Source organism: Bradyrhizobium sp. HKCCYLS2038 (assembly GCF_051167655.1).
Lineage (GTDB): Bacteria > Pseudomonadota > Alphaproteobacteria > Rhizobiales > Xanthobacteraceae > Bradyrhizobium.
In genome coordinates this window covers 1,959,520-1,977,969 of sequence record NZ_JBNPTM010000001.1, presented here as the reverse complement: position 1 = coordinate 1,977,969, position 18,450 = coordinate 1,959,520, and the positions used below count along the sequence as shown (strand labels likewise).

The 18,450-nt window shown below is 63.5% G+C and carries 17 protein-coding genes; 8 read left to right on the top strand and 9 right to left on the bottom strand.

The features are described from left to right. The first annotated feature begins 151 nt into the window (after positions 1-151). From ACQR1I_RS08805 to ACQR1I_RS08795, 3 genes are all read left to right on the top strand, one after another. Positions 152-580 carry a GlcG/HbpS family heme-binding protein gene (locus ACQR1I_RS08805; RefSeq protein WP_434870352.1) on the top strand — a complete coding sequence of 143 codons (429 nt, stop codon included), beginning with the start codon at positions 152-154 and terminating at the stop codon, positions 578-580. A gap of 220 nt (positions 581-800) precedes the next feature. Next, the gene (locus ACQR1I_RS08800) at positions 801-1,805 is read left to right on the top strand and encodes an SDR family oxidoreductase (RefSeq protein WP_434870353.1); all 1,005 of its coding nucleotides are present in this window, start codon (positions 801-803) and stop codon (positions 1,803-1,805) included. An 80-nt stretch (positions 1,806-1,885) separates the two neighbouring features. Further along, the gene (locus tag ACQR1I_RS08795; protein ID WP_434870354.1) at positions 1,886-2,248 is read left to right on the top strand and encodes a VOC family protein; all 363 of its coding nucleotides are present in this window, start codon (positions 1,886-1,888) and stop codon (positions 2,246-2,248) included. 1 nt (position 2,249) lies between these two features. Here the strand turns inward: ACQR1I_RS08795 and ACQR1I_RS08790 are convergent, their stop codons facing one another. Then, positions 2,250-3,119, bottom strand: a complete 870-nt coding sequence (locus ACQR1I_RS08790) for a GNAT family N-acetyltransferase (RefSeq protein WP_434870355.1) — start codon at positions 3,117-3,119, stop codon at positions 2,250-2,252. A 136-nt stretch (positions 3,120-3,255) separates the two neighbouring features. Between ACQR1I_RS08790 and ACQR1I_RS08785 the strand changes: the two genes are divergently transcribed. After that, complete coding sequence (locus ACQR1I_RS08785; protein ID WP_434870356.1) at positions 3,256-4,479, top strand: DUF418 domain-containing protein; 1,224 nt, start codon at positions 3,256-3,258, stop codon at positions 4,477-4,479. 5 nt (positions 4,480-4,484) lie between these two features. Here the strand turns inward: ACQR1I_RS08785 and ACQR1I_RS08780 are convergent, their stop codons facing one another. From ACQR1I_RS08780 to ACQR1I_RS08760, 5 genes are all read right to left on the bottom strand, one after another. Continuing rightward, positions 4,485-5,264: an enoyl-CoA hydratase/isomerase family protein gene (locus ACQR1I_RS08780; RefSeq protein ID WP_434870357.1), complete on the bottom strand. Its 780-nt coding sequence runs from the start codon at positions 5,262-5,264 to the stop codon at positions 4,485-4,487. 73 nt (positions 5,265-5,337) lie between these two features. Further along, a complete protein-coding gene (locus ACQR1I_RS08775; protein WP_434870358.1) occupies positions 5,338-6,078 on the bottom strand; it encodes an esterase/lipase family protein in 741 nt (246 codons plus the stop codon). After that, positions 6,078-9,503, bottom strand: coding sequence for an acyl-[ACP]--phospholipid O-acyltransferase (locus ACQR1I_RS08770; protein ID WP_434870359.1), 3,426 nt, complete (start codon positions 9,501-9,503; stop codon positions 6,078-6,080). The genes ACQR1I_RS08775 and ACQR1I_RS08770 overlap by 1 nt, the downstream gene beginning before the upstream one ends. A 96-nt stretch (positions 9,504-9,599) precedes the next feature. Beyond that, a complete protein-coding gene (locus tag ACQR1I_RS08765) occupies positions 9,600-9,806 on the bottom strand; it encodes a hypothetical protein (RefSeq protein WP_434870360.1) in 207 nt (68 codons plus the stop codon). A gap of 544 nt (positions 9,807-10,350) precedes the next feature. Next, on the bottom strand, positions 10,351-12,438 hold the full coding sequence (locus ACQR1I_RS08760; protein ID WP_434870361.1) for a molybdopterin oxidoreductase family protein: 2,088 nt from the start codon (positions 12,436-12,438) through the stop codon (positions 10,351-10,353). A 318-nt stretch (positions 12,439-12,756) separates the two neighbouring features. Here ACQR1I_RS08760 and ACQR1I_RS08755 point away from each other — a divergent pair, with 318 nt between their 5' ends. The 3 genes from ACQR1I_RS08755 (at position 12,757) to ACQR1I_RS08745 (ending at position 14,812) form a co-directional block, all read left to right on the top strand. Then, positions 12,757-13,443, top strand: coding sequence for a GntR family transcriptional regulator (locus ACQR1I_RS08755; RefSeq protein ID WP_434870362.1), 687 nt, complete (start codon positions 12,757-12,759; stop codon positions 13,441-13,443). 64 nt (positions 13,444-13,507) lie between these two features. After that, complete coding sequence (gene dctP, locus ACQR1I_RS08750) at positions 13,508-14,506, top strand: TRAP transporter substrate-binding protein DctP (protein WP_434870363.1); 999 nt, start codon at positions 13,508-13,510, stop codon at positions 14,504-14,506. Positions 14,507-14,629: 123 nt separating this feature from the next. Continuing rightward, positions 14,630-14,812, top strand: a complete 183-nt coding sequence (locus tag ACQR1I_RS08745) for a hypothetical protein (protein ID WP_434870364.1) — start codon at positions 14,630-14,632, stop codon at positions 14,810-14,812. 39 nt (positions 14,813-14,851) lie between these two features. Here the strand turns inward: ACQR1I_RS08745 and ACQR1I_RS08740 are convergent, their stop codons facing one another. Both ACQR1I_RS08740 and ACQR1I_RS08735 read right to left on the bottom strand, forming a co-directional pair. Further along, entirely contained in the window at positions 14,852-15,583 is a 732-nt protein-coding gene (locus ACQR1I_RS08740; protein WP_434870441.1) for a Crp/Fnr family transcriptional regulator, read from the bottom strand. 570 nt (positions 15,584-16,153) lie between these two features. Further along, entirely contained in the window at positions 16,154-16,867 is a 714-nt protein-coding gene (locus ACQR1I_RS08735) for a helix-turn-helix domain-containing protein (protein ID WP_434870365.1), read from the bottom strand. Positions 16,868-17,006: 139 nt separating this feature from the next. On the opposite strand from ACQR1I_RS08735, the gene ACQR1I_RS08730 reads away from it, so the two are divergent. After that, positions 17,007-17,324, top strand: a complete 318-nt coding sequence (locus tag ACQR1I_RS08730; RefSeq protein ID WP_434870366.1) for a c-type cytochrome — start codon at positions 17,007-17,009, stop codon at positions 17,322-17,324. 20 nt (positions 17,325-17,344) lie between these two features. Here ACQR1I_RS08730 and ACQR1I_RS08725 read toward each other — a convergent pair whose 3' ends face one another. Continuing rightward, complete coding sequence (locus ACQR1I_RS08725) at positions 17,345-18,448, bottom strand: ABC-type transport auxiliary lipoprotein family protein (RefSeq protein ID WP_434870367.1); 1,104 nt, start codon at positions 18,446-18,448, stop codon at positions 17,345-17,347. Positions 18,449-18,450 lie beyond the last annotated feature (2 nt).

Below are 18,450 nucleotides of genomic sequence, written 5' to 3'. Positions count from 1 at the left end.
AGCCAACGGGTCCGCGCAAAGCGCGGCCCGATGACAGGCTCCGCGACGAAGCACTCCAGGGTTTCTTGCTTGGCCCCTGGATTGCTTCGCTTCGCTCGCAGTGACGGCCGATAAAGCCAACCTTCAATTCCAGATCACAAAGGACACCAACATGACCGACCTCACGCTCGACACCGCCCGTAAGATCCTCGACGCCACGCTGGCCAAGGGCGTCGAAAAGAAGCTGAAACCGCTCGCCGTGATGGTGCTCGACGCCCGCGGCTGCTTGAAGGCGGCCGCCGCGCAGGACGGCACTAGCCTGATGCGGGCCGAGGTCGCGCACGGCAAGGCCTACGGCGCGCTGGCGCTCGGCCTCGGGTCCCGCGCGTTGTTCCAGCGCGCCCAGGAGCAGGCCTATTTCATCGACGCCGTGAATACGCTGGCACAGGGCCGCATGGTTCCGGTGCCCGGCGGCGTGCTGATCATGGACGGCACCACTTTGCTCGGCGCCGTCGGCGTCTCCGGCGATACCTCCGACAATGACGAGATCTGCGCCATCGCCGGCATAGAGGCGGCCGGACTCAAGGCCAATGCGGGCTGAGCCCGCGAAGCCCGAGCGACCACTCGACACTCTGCGGCTTCCTTGGTGAGCGGACCGAGGAGCCCGCATCACCAGGATCCCTCTGCCGGCGTTGACCGGCGGAGCACGGCTGATCTCCCCCTAAGAGAGCTTACCAAGGTTTCATCGGCGCGGTTGGGCCCGGCCGAAACATTGCCGCGGGCTGCACGTTTGTACGACGGGGCGCGTGGAGAAACCGGACATGCCTCGCAGACCAGCCCGCACCATCATCATCACCGGCGCCTCGGCCGGCGTCGGCCGCGCCATGGCGAAACGCTTTGCGGAGGCCGGCGACCGCATTGGCCTGATCGCCCGCGACGAGGAGGCGCTGCGCGACGTGCAGCGCGAGCTGCAGGCGCGCTTTGCCCATGCCGAGTATGAAGCCGTCGATGTCGCCGACGCGCAGGCGCTGTTCGACGCCGCCGAGCGGCTCGAGCAGCGGCTGGGTCCGGTCGACATCTGGATCAACGATGCGATGGAGACGGTGTTCTCGACCGTCGCCGACATCACGCCCGACGAATTCCGCCGCGTCACCGAGGTCACCTATCTCGGCTTCGTGCACGGCACGATGGCGGCGCTGCGCTCGATGCGCCAGCGCGGCAAAGGCCGCATCATCCAGATCGGCTCGGCGCTCGCCTATCGCGGCATCCCGCTGCAGGCGGCCTATTGCGGCGCCAAGCACGCGATCCGCGGCTTCACCGACTCGCTCCGCGCCGAGCTGATGCACGAGCGCTCGCGCATCACGCTGTGCATGGTCGACCTGCCGGCGGTGAATACGCCGCAATTCGACTGGGCACGCGCACATCTCGCACATACGCCGCGGCCGATGGGCCGGCCGGTCGAGCCGGAGGTGATTGCGGAAGCGGTCTACCGCGTCGCCGACGGCGGCTTCCGCGAATACTGGATCGGTTGGCCGACGCTGCTGACGATCCTCGGCAACGCCGTCGCACCCGCCGCGCTCGACCGCTATCTGGCCGCCAAGGCGATCGCGGGGCAGCAGACCGATGTGCCGCTCGTCCCCGACCGCACCGACAACCTCGACCGGCCGGTGACGCGCCTGCACCGCACCCGCGGCTCGTTCAGCCAGGGCGCCGCCCGGCAGGCCGTGCTTCTGCCCGGCGATGTCGCCCGCGCTGCAACGGTCGCGCTCGGGGCCGCAATCTTCTTTGCGCTGGGAGCAATGATGAGCCGGCGGCGGTGGCGCTAGGCGGCGTGCCGGCCCTTGCGTGACACCGGCGAGGTGCGCTTCTCTGTTCCGCGGCTTCCATTGCGGTCCGGAGCGTCTCCATGACGATCAAGAGCATCAGCGCGATCACCATCGCCACCCACGACATGGCGCGCGCGGTCGCCTTCTATCGCGCGCTCGGCTTCGACGACATCCCCTATGGCGGCGCGGAGTCGCCGTTCACGACCTTCCGCGTCGGCGAGAGCTTTCTCAACCTGATCGCGATGCCCCCGGACAAGCAATGGAGCTGGTGGGGCCGCATCATCTTCCATGTCGCAGATGTCGATGCCGTCTACGCCAAGGCGCTGGATGCCGGCTTCTCACCCTCGACCATGCCGCGCGACGCCGAATGGGGCGAGCGCTATTTCCACCTCACCGATCCCGACGGCCACGAATTGAGCTTTGCGCGGCCGCTTCGGCGCTGATCTAGCCGAGCTCGAAGGTCGTGACGCCGAACACCCGTTCGGTCCGCAACGGCGGGATCGGCCCGGTGTACATGCGTGCGGTCTCGAATACAGGCTTGAGGCCGAGATCTTCCGCGAGCGCCACCGCCTCCGGATTGATCGCGGGCACGTCCAGGAAAATCTCGGCATCGCCGATCACACCGCACAGCGCAGCGATAACGGCCTCGGCATCGGCGCGGCGATCCGCCACCAGAGGACCGATCTTGTAGCCGGCGCGACAGGGACGGATCACGCCCCAAGCCACCAGCTCACCGTCCCTGAGCAAGGCCCGGCCGACATGCTGGGGCGTACTGATCCAGGCCTGCAGGAACGCGCGTCGCGGCGCCGCGAACACGGTCGCGTCCGATGCCTCGATGTGAGAGGTCGGCACGTCCGCAAGCGAGACAAGATCGGCTCCGACCGCGGCCGGCAGCGCCGCAGCGCGGCCGCCATAGCGGATGTTGGCATAAGCGTAGCTGAAGCCGGACCTGCGATAATTATCCTGCTGCGCGACCACGCCGTCGAGACCGACGACCCGCGCTCCCGCATGCGCCATCGCCGCATCCCAGAGCCGCAGGCCGTAGCCGCGCCCGCGCATGTCCGGTCGCACGATGTAGAAGCCGAGAAAGGCAAAGTGGTCATCATAGTTCAGGCACGACACGGTCGCCACCGGCTCGCCGTTGCGTTCGGCGACAAGAAAACCATCGGGGTCGACGACCGAAAAACATGCCGCATCGGATAGGCCGGGATTCCAGCCTTCCGCGGCGGCCCAGTCTATGACGAGCGACAACTCGTCCGGCCGCATGGGCCGGATGGAAAGACCGTCGGCTGCAGAGGTCCCAGGCGATGTCATGCCTCGATACTAACTGCCCGAAGGCGGCTGCATCAACAACCAAGGCTTGACTGACGCCATCTCCCCTGCTCCACGTTTACCGTTGGCCTTCATCCATTGACAGCGCCATTGAGACATCGTGACGCCGAGGTCGGATTTGACTGCTCTTCCCGATATCGACAGCCACCAAGGGCCGTACGTTTCCATCGCAGCCGCCGACCGTCTGATCAGCCTCGACATCATGCGGGGCCTCGCCCTGTCCGGCGTCATGGCCATCAATGTCGTGTTTGAATTCAGGGTGTCGATCTTCCGGCAGTTTCTGCCGGCGCTGAGAACGCAGAACGCCGGAACGACGTTGTTCGCGGCGTCTATGTCCCCAGACACGACCCGACTGCTGTGGGCCGCGGTCATGGGCGACTCGCCCTTCAATCGCGGCGTCGAAGACTTTCTGGAGCGGGCCGTCTCCATGAAGGCATTCGCGCTGTTCTCGCTGCTGTTCGGCATCGGACTGGCGATGCAGTTCGACCGGATCGCCGCGCACCGCCGTGTCGCCCTGCTGCTTCGGCGCTTGCTCGTCCTGCTCGCGATCGGCCTGCTGCACCTGACGCTGCTGTGGAACGGCGACATCCTGACCGAATATGCGCTGGCCGGACTGATCGTGCTGCCGTTCCTGTTTGCACCGAATTGGCTCGTGATCGCGTCCAGCCTCGCGCTGCTCGGCCTGTACTTCACCGGCTGGCTGGTCAACGTGCTGCCGCTGCCGAGCTCTTCCTGGATGACGCAGCATGTGGCCGATGCCAATCGCATCTATGCCAGCGACAGCCTCCCTCAGATCCTCGCCTTCCGACTATCGGAGATCGGCGCCATCGCGCCGCTGCATCTCTGGATCTTTCCGCGCACGCTCGGGCTTTTTCTCGCCGGCATCATGATCTGGCGCTCCGGCGTTCTACGCGATGCATCCCGTCATCGTGCCATGTTGCTGCTGACCACGCTGGCCGCGCTCGCCATCGCGATCGACGCCGGCCCCTCGCTTGCGACGGTCAGCCTGGCGATTGCCTACGGCGCGCTGATCCTCGCTGCCGCGAGCACCGCATGGGGCGCCCGCCTGCTCGGCTGGGCGGCCCCGATGGGACGCATGGCCTTCACCAACTACCTGCTGCAGTCCCTGATCTTCAGCCTCGTGTTCTACGGCTACGGCCTCGGCCTGTTCGGCCGCCTCAGCGTCTCGCTCGCGCTCGGCATCGGCATTGTCGTCTACGTGGTCCAGGTGATGACCAGCTGGTGCTGGCTGCGGCTGTTTCAGTTCGGCCCGGTCGAATGGCTCTGGCGCAGCCTGATGTACGGCTCGCGCCAGCCAATGCGGCTCCGTCCGCAGTCCTGATCCGGCTACTTGCCCGGCCAAACCGGCTTGCGCTTCTCGGCAAACGCCTTCAGACCTTCCTTGGCATCTTCAGTCATCGCAAGCAGCGCGATCTGGCTTTCGAGATAGGCGATCGCCTCGTCGAACGACATCGAGGCGATGGCGCGCATCGCGTATTTGCCGCGGCGGATGGCGGTGGGCGACTTGTCGACGATGCGACCGATCAGCCAATCGATCTTGGCGTCGAGTTCGGCTGCCGGAACGACGTGGTTGAGAAGTCCGGCAGCCTGCGCGGCGTTCGCGTCGAACGGCTCCCCGGTGAGGGCCCATTCGTTGACGAGCCGCGGCGGTGCGATGCTCTGCAGCAGGCTCAGCACCTGCATCGGGAACACGCCGACCTTGACCTCTGGCAGTCCGAAAACAACGTGGTCCGCGGCGACCGCCAAGTCGGTCATGCACAACAGGCCCATGCCACCGGCCATGCAGACGCCGCCGACCCGCGCAATCGCCGGCTTGGTGGCATTCTGCGACAGCCGGAGCAGATCGGCGTAGTCGACATTGGGGCGCGAGAAATCCATCGCAAAGGCAGCACCCGAGTTCTGCAGATCGGCGCCAGCGCAGAACGCCTTGTCACCCGCCCCGGTCAGCACGATCACGCGCACCTCCGGGTCGTCCTGAGCCTGCCGGTAGCCGCGCGATATGCCCGCGATGACGTCGCCATTGAGGGCATTGCGCTTCTCAGGCCGGTTGATGGTGATCCAGAGCGCCTGCCCGCGCTTGTCGATCATTACGCTGTTGTCGGTCATCGCCGCGCCCTTGCAGATTTTGTGAGTTGCGAGATTGTGGCGGGATAGCCGCGGCGGGCAAGGAAAACTTGCGTCAACCGGCCGCGCGGCGGCCGATCTCGGCGATCACACCGCGGAGCAGCGGAGGACGCGCTGGTTCGAACTGGCCGTGGCGCAGAAATGCGATCGTCTGCCGGAACGACGTCGGATGCACCAGAAGGCCCATATGCGAGGCCTTGATCGTGGTATGATCCGCCATCTCGGCGAGCTTGCAGCTTTCGACCGAAACGCGCCCGTCATTGGGTGACGGCAGCAGGAACAGCCCGGAAATGGGATCGAGAAAACGGCTGCCGGCAATCACGCCGATCTCATAGTCGGCCGGCGGCAGCGACGCGAGCGTGAGATTCTTGGTCGTCACCAATTGCAGGCCTGCCGGCCCGAAATAGGCGCGATAGAGCCCGACATTCTGCAGCCGGTCGGCGATCTCGCTGCCGCCGTTGGGGGTGCCGATCATGACGACGCGACCGAGCCGCGCCGGGCGATGCCGGGCCATGTAGACCCGCGCCAATAGCCCGCCCATCGAATGCGTCACAAAATGAATTGGGCCGTCGAGACCGGCTGCGAAGTCGGCGACCGCCGGGCGAATATCCTCCGCAAGATCCTCGAGCGGCTTCTTGCGGCTCTCGTAGTGCAGATTGAGTGTCGAAAACCCCGCGCGCTGCAGCCGCCTTTCGAGCGGACGCAGCATCAGCGAGCGGCCGGCGATGCCATGCAGCAGGACGACCCCCGCGTTGCGGGGGCCATGCTGTTGAGAACGCCGGCGCAGCGATGCCATCACGCGACTTCGCGCTCCTCCGCATCGCGATCCGGAGCAGTCGTCTTGGCGGCATCCTCGGCAAGGGCCTTGGCGCCGACATAGTCGGTCTTGCCGGAGCCGAGCAGCGGGATCTTGTCGACCACCATCACGACGGCCGGCACCGCAAGCTCCGGCGCGCCTTGCGCCTTGGCCTGGCGCTGCATTGCCGAGCGCTCGGCGTCCTTCTGCGTCGTGATCAGCACGATGCGCTCGCCCTTGCGCTGGTCGGGAATCGAGACGGCAACCGAGGCCGCCTGCGGCCACAGTGCCGCGGCGATCTGCTCGACCACCGTCAACGACACCATCTCACCGGCGATCTTGGCGAAGCGCTTGGCGCGCCCCTTGATCGTGATGAAGCCCTGCGCGTCGATGGTGACGATGTCTCCGGTGTCATGCCAACCGTCCGGCAGCGCTTCGAGAACGCCGGGATTTTCCGCCCTGACGTAACCGAGCATGACGTTGGGACCCCGGACCGAGAGCCGGCCGCCCTCGTCGATGCCCGGCACCTTGTCGAGCCGATACTCCATCAGCGGCGAGAGGCGGCCGACGGTACCGACCCGGTTGGCCATCGGCGTGTTCATCGCCAGCACCGGTGCGGTCTCGGTGACGCCATAGCCTTCGAGCACGCGGATACCGTAGCGCTCCATGTAGATCTGACGCGTCCGATCCTTGACCGGCTCGGCGCCGGCGATGACCAGCCGCAGCGTCCGGAAGTCGTAGGCATGGGCCGATCGCGCATAGCCGGTCAGGAACGTGTCGGTGCCGAACAGGATCGTGGCGCCGGTCTGGTAGATCAGTTCGGGCACGATCCGATAGTGCAGCGGCGACGGGTACATGTAGATCGGGATGCCCGCCAACATGGGCATCATCATGCCGCCAGTGAGGCCGAAGGAGTGGAATACCGGCAAAACATTGAACACAAGATCGTTAGCATTGGCGTCGACCCTGGCGAGCGCCTGCGCGGCATTCGCGAGAATGTTGCGATGAGACAGCACAACGCCCTTCGGCGTGCCTTCCGAACCGGACGTGAACAAGATCACGGCCGGATGGTCGGCGTTACGCGCAACGCGCGGCTTGGTGCCGTCGAGCACGCCCTTGATCTTGTCGGCAAGGCTGACGGACGCCTTGACGTCCTCGAGATAGACCAACCGAGCCTGCCCTTCGATCGCAGCGATCAGCTTGTCGAGCTTGCCCTTCTCGATGAAAGCCCGCGACGTCAGGACGGTCGTGACCTGTGCCGCCTTCATCGCCGCCAGCACGTTCACCGGACCGGCGGAGAAATTCAGCATCGCCGGCACCCGGCCGATCGATTGCAGCGCCATGAAGACGACGGCGACACCGGCGGAGTTCGGCAGCAGCACTCCGAGATTCTCACCGACCATCGTCCCCTGCTCGAGCTTGCGCGACAACACCTGGGAGCCGAGCAGAAGCTTGCGATAGGTCAGCCTGGTGCCGAGCGGATCCTCGATCATGACCTTGCCGGTGTCATGGTCGCGATGGGCATGGGCCAGCGCCTCGAACAGCGTGCGGTCAAGCATGGCGTTCTTGACCATCGCCTCGATCATGACGTCCTGAAGTGCAGCACCGGCGGCGTTGCGGCGGGTCTTGCCCTTCAGCACCGCATCGACGGCGAGCTTCACCGGCGGCAGGATCGTCACGGTGACCTTGGGAAACCACGAACGCTTGATCTGGCCGTCCTTGAGATAGCTGAGATGCGAGCGCTGCGCGCCCTCGATGCGCACGGGCACCACGACGGCGTCGGCCTTGTCGGCGATCATCGCAGTGCCGTCATAGACCTTCATCAGCGAACCCGACACTGTGATGCGCCCTTCGGGGAAGATCACCACCGGCTCCTGGCTGGCGACCAGCTTGATGAGATCACGGGCGCCGAGCGGCTTGGTCGGGTCGATCGTGATGTGACGCACCAGCTTGAGGAAGATCTTCGCCCACCAGGCCTTGGAGATGCCGGTGTCGACTGCGAAGGTCGCATCGATGGGCAGCACCGCGTGCAGCAGCGGGCCGTCGATCAGGCTGACATGGTTCGGCGCGATCAGCATGCGGGTGCCGGCCGTCGGCAGGTTTTCCAGACCGCGCACCTCCGTGCGGAACAGCGCGCGGAACAGCATCGCGCCGAAGTCGCGCACACCTTCCCGGCCCCATTTGTTGAGCACGAACCACACCGCGCCAAAGCTCGCCAGCGCCAGTGCGAAGAAGATCCACGCAATCGCAACGCCGGCCGCCTGCAGGCCTGCCACTCCGAGCGAGCCCACCACCATGAAGGCGGCCTGCAGCACGTTGCCGGCAGCGATGACACGAGCCCGCTCGGTCGGCTCCGACCAGGCCTGCACGGCTGCAAATGCGGGAACCACGAACAACCCGCCGCCGAAGGCAAACAGGGCGAAATCGATCAGCATGCGCGCACCGGCCCAGGTGCCGACGAAGGCGAGTGGCGCAACGCCCTGCGCGGACTCGGTCGTGGCGATCGTCCACGCCAGGTCGAGGCCGAGCACGCCCATGACGATCGCGCCGATCGGCACCAGGGCAAGATTCGGTCTGACATGGCTGAGATGCGCCGCAAACAGCGAGCCGATGGCGATGCCGATCGCGAACACAGCAAGGCACAGCGTGACGACGCCTTCGCTCCCACCGACAACATCCTTGACCAGGGCCGGCAGCAACGACAGCACGACGGCGCCGACCAGCCAGAACCACGACACGATCACCATGCCGTCCCACAGCCGCGGCTCAGCGTGGAGCGATTTGAGGAGGTGCGACGTCGAGGTCCAGGGGTTGGCAGTGATGCGCAGGTCCGGTGCTGACGGCGCGGTGTGCGGAATGCGCGACGCCGAAGCCCAGGAGATCACCGCAAGCCCGATCACCGCGAGAGCGACCCATCCCATATGCGAGGAGCCGGAAACGAGTTGGCCACCGGCGATCGTGCCGATGAGGATGGCCATGAAGGTCGCGCCCTCGACGAGCGCATTGCCCGTGGCGAGTTCGCCGACAGTCAGCTGGTCCGGCAGCATGGCATATTTGACCGGGCCGAACAGCGCAGCGATGACGCCGAACATGCCGAGCGCGACGAACAGCAGCGGGATCGAATGCATGAAGAAGCCGAGCGCCGCAAACCCGGCCGCGAAGATTTCCGCGAACTTCAGTCTGCGTGCGACAACGCCCTTGACGTACCGGTCGGCCAACTCACCGCCAAGCCCGGAGAGCAGGAAGAACGGGAAGATGAAGACAGCCCCGGCCATGGTGACCAGCGCATCACCGTGCGCGGCCGCAGCGCCGTAGAGCAGCATGATGACCAGCGCGTTCTTCAGAACGTTGTCGTTCAGCGCGGAGGCGAACTGAGCGCCAAACAGCGGAGCAAAACGGCGCGACGACATCAACTGCTTGATCATGGTCATTTCCTGGTGTGTCGCGGCGGCTCTGCCGCTAGGATCGTGATTTGTCGAGTTGGTGCTGAAAATAGAAGGCGTTCGGCCGCGAGAGCCCTCTCAAGCGCGACGACCGGACTGGTTTGCATGTCCCGCCGCTCGCAGCGGATTTTGCGATACCAGCGCAATGGTGTCGGCCAAGGTGAGGGACGACCACACCAGCGCGACGAGCGCCGTTGCAAGTCCACCCCGCAGCGACCAGTCGAACGGCAGCGCAACGATGCCGCCGCCGACCAGCACGAACGATATCGCGAAGGTCGTATGCAAAAAGCTTATCCACCGCGAACGCCGTCGGACGAGCGTCAAATGACGTGACGACATGGTGACCGCTTCCTTGTGCGTGAGCAGGAGTTTTGAACCGACGTCAGCTCAGGTCGCTGAGGTAGTGAAAGCAGCCGAACATCCCGCCACGACGGCTCCGATGTCCCTCCCGGCCGGCGGCCCGGAATAGTCCCCGGCCGGCAGGCTGTCTTGATCGTCGGGCGGCGAGCAGACCCGCGACATCACACGCATTCGCGATGCGCTCCACGGGGCCTGTGAGGAATTGCGACACCTTACGGACCAAAGCCCTCCATGGCGTGCTGACATCGGCGTCGAAGAACTGCGAACCGTGAAAGCTGAGCGTGTGCATGATGGCGTTTCCTTTTGTGAGCAACGCTCAAATCAATATCGGTATTTTGAGCGTCGCTCAAGATGAAATCGCATGCAAGAACGGCCGCACGAACACGAGTTCGTGAACTGCATCTTATTACCGACACAGCTCACGACCCGTCTTCGACTGAGGCGTTTTCTGAAAAAGACCGCGCGGAACCTAACCAGCCGCCTTGCGCAACCAAACCTTGTTGTCGTGGAAGGCGGCGCCGCCGATCGGCGCAACGGTGTCGGCAGCGGTGAGGGAGTTGATGCCGCGGCCACCGATATGAGCGGCATTGGGATGGATCGATTCGGCGATCAGCACGCCCCGCCGGACCCCTTCGAACAGCCGGGCCTTCAGCGAGGTCTGTCCCCGCTTGTTGCCGAGCGTGACCGCATCTCCGTCCTCGATCCCGAGCACGGCCGCGTCGAGCGGATGGATCATGACCGAAGGCGCCCCCTCCCGGTCCTGTGACGAGGGCGTTTCGTTGAACGACGTATTGAGGAACGAGCGTGCCGGACTGGTCGCCAGCCGAAACGGATGCTCCTCATCCGTTTCCTCGGTCACAGCCCAGTGGTCCGGCAATGACGGCATCCGCTCGGGATTGCCCATCACGCGGCCGAACGGAGGATGAGCCCAATCAGCCCTGAAATGGAATTTGCCGTCCTTGTGCGCAAAGCCGTCGAGATAGTGCGAGGTGCGGAAATCCGGCTGCAGGTCGCGCCAGACATCCGCCTCGAGACCGGCGATGTCGCCGTGGCCGCTCTTTCTCAGCGTGGCGTCGATCAGATCCCGCGGCGTCATCTCGAAGCCGGGATGAACTGCCCCCAACCGGCGCGCCAAGCCTTGCAGCACCTCATGGTTCGAGCGGCACTCGCCGGGAGGATCGATCAATTTCGGCCCAACCGAGATGTGCTGGTGACCACCGCCGTAATAGAGGTCGTCGTGCTCCATGAACATCGTCGCCGGCAGCACGATGTCGGCCATTTTTGCCGTCTCGGTCATGAACTGCTCATGGACGGCAACAAACAGATCTTCGCGTGCGAACCCCTGGCGAACGAGATCCTGCTCCGGCGCGACCGTCATCGGGTTGGTGTTCTGGATCAACATCGCCTTGACGGGCGGGCCTCCGCACAGAGCCTCCCGATCTCCCGTCAGGATGCGTCCGATCTTGGATTGATCGAGAAACCGCGTGGAGTGGTCGATCGCGTCGTGCCCCTCGATGATAGATTCGTCGAAATGCCAAAGCGCGGCATTGTTGAAGAACGCTCCGCCTCCTTCGTATTGCCAGGCGCCGGTCACGGCCGGAATGCAGGAGGCCGCGTGCATCTGCGTCGCACCGTTCCGGCTGCGTGTGAAACCATAGCCGAGACGGAAGAAGGTTCGCTTGGTCTCTCCGACGAGCCGGGCGAACGCCTCGATCTCGGCAACCGGCACTCCGCAGATCTGCGATGCCCATTCCGGTGTCCGCGCCTCCAGATGCGCCTCGAGCTGGTCCGGACAATCCGTATACTTTGCCATGTAGGCCCGATCGGCATAGCCGTCGCGAAACAGCACGTGCATGACGCCGCAGGCGAATGCGCCATCCGTGCCGGGACGCAGGATGATCTTGACGTCGGCCTGCTTCATCGTCTCGTTGTCGTAGATGTCCACCGCCGCGATCTTGGCACCCCTTTCCTTTCGCGCACGCGCGGCATGGGTCATCACATTGACCTGGGTGTTCACGGGATTGGTTCCCCAGATCACCACCAGATCCGAGAGCGCCATCTCGCGCGGGTCGACGCCGGCGATCTTTCCGGTGCCGATGGCAAAGCCAATCCGCGCAACGTTGGCGCAGATCGTAGAATAGAAACGTGAGTACTTCTTCACATGGGTGAGGCGGTTGATGCCGTCCCGCATCACGAGCCCCATCGTCCCGGCGTAGTAGTAGGGCCAGACCGATTGAGCGGAGAAGTCGCGCTCCGCCTGCAAAAATCGCTTGGCAATCGTGTCCAGCGCGTCGTCCCAGGACATGCGTTCGAACTGTCCCGAGCCCTTTGGGCCCACGCGGCGCATCGGATGCATCAGGCGATCTGGGTGATGAATGCGCTCCGCATATCGCGCCACCTTGGCGCAGACGACACCCGCCGTGTAGGTCTGCCGTTTCGAGCCGCGCACCCGACCGATCGCTTTGTCATCGATGACCTCGACGTCCAGCGCACACGCCGACGGACAATCGTGCGGACAGGTGGAATGGCGAACTTTGATACGAGTCTGCTGATTCATTCCGTAACGCTAACATCAAAGCTCTGGTCATCCGAGAGCATTCGCGCTGCACTCGCGGAGGATCGCGTTGCAGATCCGGAATGCTCGTCGGAACCACGCCACAAGGCAGATCGGATGACGTGCAACTCTTGAACGCCCATCCTCTCCTAAGGCGACCTCACACACGAACTTTGCGGCGCACCATGATCAGTCTTCGGGAAACTCGGAATATCTGTTGCCAACGCACATTAATATATTAATATATCATCCGAGGATACGCTTATGCCTGGTCGTGCTCCAAGGAAATTGGCCCCGGCGCCCCGGCCCGTGGTCGCGCGAATGCGCCGCAACGGTCGGCCGCGTGGTGCGACGGCGGCGTCGCGCATCTACGCTGATCTCAGGGCTGAGTTGGTATCCCTGGTGCGACGTCCGGGCGAGCCGATTTCCGAAGCGCAGATCGCAACGGCCTATGGTGTCAGCAGGACGCCGGTTCGCGAAGCCATTCTGAAGCTTTCCGATGAAGGGTTGGTCGAGATCTTCCCTCAGTCCGGAATTTTCGTGGCTCGTATCCCGGTCGCGTCGCTCCCGGAGACGATCATCATCCGCAAGTCCCTGGAAGAGACCACCGCACGGATGGCGGCGGAGCAAGCAACCACGAGCCAACTTTTGACCCTGCACGCGACGCTGCAACGTCAGCGCGAGGCATGCGCTGCCAGGGATCGCGAGGCCTTTCACCAGGCGGATGAGTCGTTTCATGCCGGGATCGCTGAAGTTGCCGGCTATCCTGGGATATGGAAGCTCATCTTGCAAGTGAAGGTTCACGTTGACCGCTATCGCCGCCTCACTTTGCCTCAAATCGGACGGATGTCAGAAGTGATCGCTGAGCACGAGCCGATCCTGGCGGCAATCGAACAAGGCAATCCGGACGGAGCGCGTGCAGCCATGGCAAGGCACCTGGAAAGATTGCTCGACGACATCTCCGCCATTCAAACGCTCAATCCGGACTACTTCGATCAACCAACCTAGCAACGAAGCCGCAGCATCCGACCGCGGGATCGACGATCAGGCAGAAGTCCGTGGGAGAAACGACATGAAGCGACGCGATTTCATCAGATTGACTGCGGGGATTGCCGGCGCCACGGCGCTGCCTCCGTTCTCGACTGCTCGTGCGCAATCGAAGTCCGTATTCAAGGCATCGGATGTACAGCCGCCCGGCTATCCAACGGTCGCGGCGACCGAAAGCCTTGGCAAGAAGCTCGCCGCCGCGACCAACGGCCGACTGACGATCCAGATCTATCCCTCCGCCCAGCTCGGCGCCGAGAAGGAAACCATCGAACAGACCCAGATCGGAGCGATCCAGATGTTGCGCGTCAGCGCCGGCGCGCTCGGTCCGATCGTCGACGACGTCAACGTCGTCAACATGCCGTTCCTGTTCAAGAGCATCGCGCATTCCGAAAAAATGATGGACGGCCCGATCGGGCAGGATCTGCTCGACCGCGTCAGCGCTCATCCAAGCGCAAATCTCGTGGCGCTGTGCTGGATGAACTCCGGCGCGCGCAGCATCTACAACACCAAGAAGCCGATCAGGACGGTCGAGGACGTCAAAGGCCTCAAGATCCGCGTGATCGGCAATCCGATCTTCATCGACATGATGAACGCGCTCGGCGGCAACGGCGTGGCGATGGGTTACGATCAGGTGTTCAGCGCGCTGCAGACCGGCGTGATCGACGGAGCCGAGAACAACCCACCGAGCTACGTATTCAGCAATCACTATACGGCTGCCAAATACTACTCATTGACCCAGCACCTTGTCATTCCGGAAGTGCTCGTGTTCTCGAAGCGGGCTTGGGCGAACCTTTCGAACGATGACCAGGCGATGATCAGGAAGTTTGCGCGCGAGGCTCAGATGGAAGAGCGGGAGCTATGGAAAGCCTATGAGCGCGAGGCCGTAGAAAAAGCCAAGGCCGCCGGCTGCGAGATCATCGACATCGCCGACAAGGCGCCGTTCCAGAAGGCAGTCAAGCCGGTCTGGGACAAATATGGTCCGAAGTATCAGGACATGATCAAGCGCATCCAGGACATCGCGTAGCGGTCGCGGCTGGTGACAGGCTCAATTTGCATATGAGCTTGTCCCACTTTGCCAACCAGACGCCGCCGAGTGTCCGACGGCTTCCCGATATCCTCGCGCAACTGATGATGGCCCGCCCTGTTCATGGCCGGCGTATTCCCGAGCCTGCTGCTCGGCTTTTCGCTGATCATGCTGTGTATCGTGATTGCATATCGCGAAGGTCACCCCGTCCCGACGAAGGCTGCTGTCAAGATCACGATTGACGCGGCCTGGGGTCTCATCACGCTTGTGATCATCCTCGGCGGCATTCTTGGCGACGGACATTGAATTGAATGGGGGCGAGCCGTCAAACGCGGTCGGGTCGCCCTAATCATCCTCGTCCTCGTCCGCCTCCACCAATCCGCGCAACGGCTCGGGATTGAGCAGGACAATCGCGCCGTGTTCGAGTCTCACCCAGTCTCGCCCGGCCCAGGCGCGCAACTGCTTGTTGATGCTCTCGCGCGTCATACCCACCATCTCGCTGATCTCCTGCTGCGTGATGGCGATGGTGCGGCTGGCGGGATCCAGCTTCCGCTTCTCGGTCAAACCCAGCAGAGCGCTGGCCAACCGTCGCGGAAGATCCTGCAGAATGACCTGCTCGACCTGATCGCTGGTCCAGCGCAGACGATCACACAGCAGCTCGATGAACTTCATCGCGAGAACGGGCTGGCTCTTGACGAAGGGCAGAAACTCGCGCCGGTCGATGACCAAGATTTCGCAGTTCGTGTTCGCCGTCGCATCGGCGGTTCGTTCGCGCCCATCAAGCAGGGCGACTTCGCCGAAGATCTCACCTGCGCTGATGAGGTTGAGAATCGCGTTGCGGCCGTCGGGGGAGGACACGCTGATTTTGACGGTCCCGCTGATCACCGCGTAGAGGCTCAAGCCGGCATCGCCTTTCGAGAAGATGGTCGCCCCGCGCTTGAGCGAGGTCGGCTTGGCATAGCGGCAGAGCTGGTCGAGCGCCTCCGGCTCGAGCTCGCGAAACATCGGGTGCTGGCGCAGCACCGTCAGCTTGCCGCTGCTGGACGATCGGCTGTTCGCCTTCTTCTCGTCAGTCACACCGCATCTCCCCAGCCGCCCATATTCGCTGACCGAAGAGATGTCGTGAGCTTGTGCCGGTCGCAAAAGGTGCCAAGGATCCCGGGCACGCCTGCAGGCACCAGCAAACACGATCCTTCGGCGCGCGACCGCCCATCCCCGGATTTCCACTCGGCTCCGGAATACGGCAGATCAACAGTTTGTCCAGGAAAATGCGCCGAAGATCAAATGCGGGTATCATAAATCGCTATGCCCCGGAGGCATCAAGGCCACCGAGGCACGAACGAGGCAAGAATTTGCAGTGCGGATGACCTTGCCCGACCGCGGTTCTCCAGCCGGAGAATGACGCGCCCGTTCCGCTCTGCAAGTGAATCCCGGCTTCAGCTCCGCTGCTTGGTCTGCGAATCAGCCCACAACAGGACCGCTGCAAACGCGACGAAAACCGCTACGACCGCAAAGCTGACCATCATGGCGTCGAAAGGCATGTCTCTCCCCCCTCTTTGAGTTTGAGACATTGTTCCCCAACCGCCGAGCGCGGGTCTTTGACCCAGATCAATGCAAAGCCGCGAGGCAGAAGAACGCGGGTGAAAATCAGGCCGCCGCTAGCGCTTCTGCGCGTGCCGAGTCCCGCAGCGATACGCCGCCAGGAAGGATGGCGATGATCCCTTCCCGCTCCAGCTTCGTGAACGTCCGGCTGACCGTCTCAATGGTGAGGCCGAGATAATCTGCAATATCCTGCCGGCTCATGGGCAACGGTACAATGTTAGAGGGGCCGCGAAGCTCGACCAGCCGGTCCCTCCACCCGACGAGAAACGTCGCAACCTTTTCCTCAGCGGACCGGCGCCCGAGCAGCACCATGTGATCGCGCGCTTGGTTCAGCTCTTGAACGGCCAATTCGTTCATCCGCCGAAGCAGGTTCGGCTTATCCTCGGCGAAACGGCCGAACGGTCCCTTTGCGAACTGGCAGACGGTCACCGGCCCGATTGCGTCGGCCGAAAACCCGTGCCGCTCTTCGATGGTCATTCCCACGAAATCGCCTGGCAACAGAAAGCCCACGATCTGCCTGCGGCCGTCGGGGAGGAGCTTATAGAGCCGCATGACACCATCGAGAAGATTGTAAAAGCAGGATGACATATCCTCTTGAGCGAAAACCGTCTCGCAGGTCGCGAAGTTGGCGCGGCGGCTCAGCTGCTCGAACTCGCGCATCTCAAACTGGTCGAGTGACGCGCAAACGCTAAATCCCCTCACGGCACAATCAGCGCAGCCCTGCCCGTGGAAATCGACTGCAACCAAAGACGTCTTCATAGAGGGCTCCGCTGGGCCACACGCAAGGAGGATAGCCGCATTCTACCGGATGCTCTGAGTTCCAGTTGATTCAAATCAAATGAGTGCAGGATCGGGGCTCTATCGTGGCAGAAAATGCCCAGTGCCATGGACGTGATGAATGCAGCGGTCCGCCTTCTGCGCCCTTCTCTTGATCTTCTGCTGGATATTGCCGTCGCATGCTGCGTCGACGCCGGAGCAGCGGGGACGGGCTTTCGCCAAGGCTCACTGCGCGCGCTGCCATGCCATTGGACGGACCGGCGAAAGTGCATTCAAGCCAGCGCCGCCGTTCCGAACGCTGCACCTGCGCTATCCGATCGAAACGTTGGGCGAAGCCCTGGCCGAAGGAATCGTGACCGGCCATCCGGCCATGCCGCAATTCGAGCTGCAACCGCCGCAGATCAATGATCTGCTCTCTTATCTCAAAAGCCTGGAATAGATCGGCTCGCCATTAGGGCTTTAGAGCGACTGTATCGTCCAAACCAGGACTGATTTGGCGATCTGGCCGAAAGCCGCGTCGAAGGCGGTCACGGCTTCGGCAGGTTCGAGCCGCGAGAGCGGCTCGCTTGCGTCAAACAAGCGCGAAGCGATGACCTTGCCGTTCTTATCCACCAGACGTGCCGACAGGCCAATGTCCGCCGCCGCAGCCGTCTCAGTATTGATGCGAAACCGCCGAACATCGATCAGCAACTGAAAATCGGGCTGGCCGAGGTCGGTCGCCCGCAATGGCGCGTGTGCGACGTCATAATTCTCGAACGTGTCGATCAAACGCGACTGCAGCAGCTTCGGAATGCTGTCCGCCCATAGGACGTCGCCAAAACCGGGATAGTCCTTGGCCGGCGAAAACAGCATGCGCTGTGTCTGCAACATCGCCACGGCGGTCGGCTCTGGAATGGCGAGTTGGCCCTTGAGAGTCTTGCTGATCGGACCAAGGTCCCGAGGTGCAGTCAGATCGTAGGTGGTCTTCTGCGCCGGAGCGCCGCCGCCCGTCATCTTCTCGAGGCCCGACACGATCCCGTCCAGCTTCCCGGTATTTCGCGCAAGCCCCTCCGAAAACGTCTTGAGGTTGGCGATCGTATCTTTCAGAGGCCCGGCATTCTCCGCCAGGACGGCATCGACGCGCCGCAAGGCGTCGCGTGCGGCCTGCGTCATGCTCTGGCCCGCACCCGGCTCTGCGGTCAACGTCGAGCCGGCCGCCGCCGTTGCCGTCGACGAGCCGCCTTCCAGCGCGATCACCGGCACGCCCGTCAATCCCTGAAACTCGAGTCCAACCCGGGTGTCGGTTCGGACCGGCGTGGTCGAGGCCACGGAGATCGTTGCATTGACTCGGCGCGGGTCGTCCGGCGCCAAACCGAGATCAGTCACCTCGCCCACGCGGATTCCGTTGAAAAGAACAGCGGCCCCAACCAGCAGCCCGGGGACGGATCCTTCGAACCGCACATGATACGTCGTGCGCGGCCCAAGTCCTCCGGTGTTGTTCAGCCAATACACGAAACCGAAGATCGCGACGATGGCCGCCAGGACGAAGCCGCCAATCACAGCAAATGGCGCACGCGTTTCCATCT

Coding starts and splice junctions, on each gene's coding strand:
- ACQR1I_RS08745 (WP_434870364.1), top strand. CDS start 14,630: ATGGCCGGCGTATTCCCGAGCCTGCTGCTCGGCTTTTCGCTGATCATG.
- ACQR1I_RS08755 (WP_434870362.1), top strand. CDS start 12,757: ATGCGCCGCAACGGTCGGCCGCGTGGTGCGACGGCGGCGTCGCGCATC.
- ACQR1I_RS08780 (WP_434870357.1), bottom strand. CDS start 5,264: ATGACCGACAACAGCGTAATGATCGACAAGCGCGGGCAGGCGCTCTGG.
- ACQR1I_RS08800 (WP_434870353.1), top strand. CDS start 801: ATGCCTCGCAGACCAGCCCGCACCATCATCATCACCGGCGCCTCGGCC.
- ACQR1I_RS08775 (WP_434870358.1), bottom strand. CDS start 6,078: ATGGCATCGCTGCGCCGGCGTTCTCAACAGCATGGCCCCCGCAACGCG.
- ACQR1I_RS08795 (WP_434870354.1), top strand. CDS start 1,886: ATGACGATCAAGAGCATCAGCGCGATCACCATCGCCACCCACGACATG.
- dctP (WP_434870363.1), top strand. CDS start 13,508: ATGAAGCGACGCGATTTCATCAGATTGACTGCGGGGATTGCCGGCGCC.
- ACQR1I_RS08805 (WP_434870352.1), top strand. CDS start 152: ATGACCGACCTCACGCTCGACACCGCCCGTAAGATCCTCGACGCCACG.
- ACQR1I_RS08760 (WP_434870361.1), bottom strand. CDS start 12,438: ATGAATCAGCAGACTCGTATCAAAGTTCGCCATTCCACCTGTCCGCAC.
- ACQR1I_RS08730 (WP_434870366.1), top strand. CDS start 17,007: ATGCAGCGGTCCGCCTTCTGCGCCCTTCTCTTGATCTTCTGCTGGATA.
- ACQR1I_RS08725 (WP_434870367.1), bottom strand. CDS start 18,448: ATGGAAACGCGTGCGCCATTTGCTGTGATTGGCGGCTTCGTCCTGGCG.
- ACQR1I_RS08770 (WP_434870359.1), bottom strand. CDS start 9,503: ATGATCAAGCAGTTGATGTCGTCGCGCCGTTTTGCTCCGCTGTTTGGC.
- ACQR1I_RS08735 (WP_434870365.1), bottom strand. CDS start 16,867: ATGAAGACGTCTTTGGTTGCAGTCGATTTCCACGGGCAGGGCTGCGCT.
- ACQR1I_RS08790 (WP_434870355.1), bottom strand. CDS start 3,119: ATGACATCGCCTGGGACCTCTGCAGCCGACGGTCTTTCCATCCGGCCC.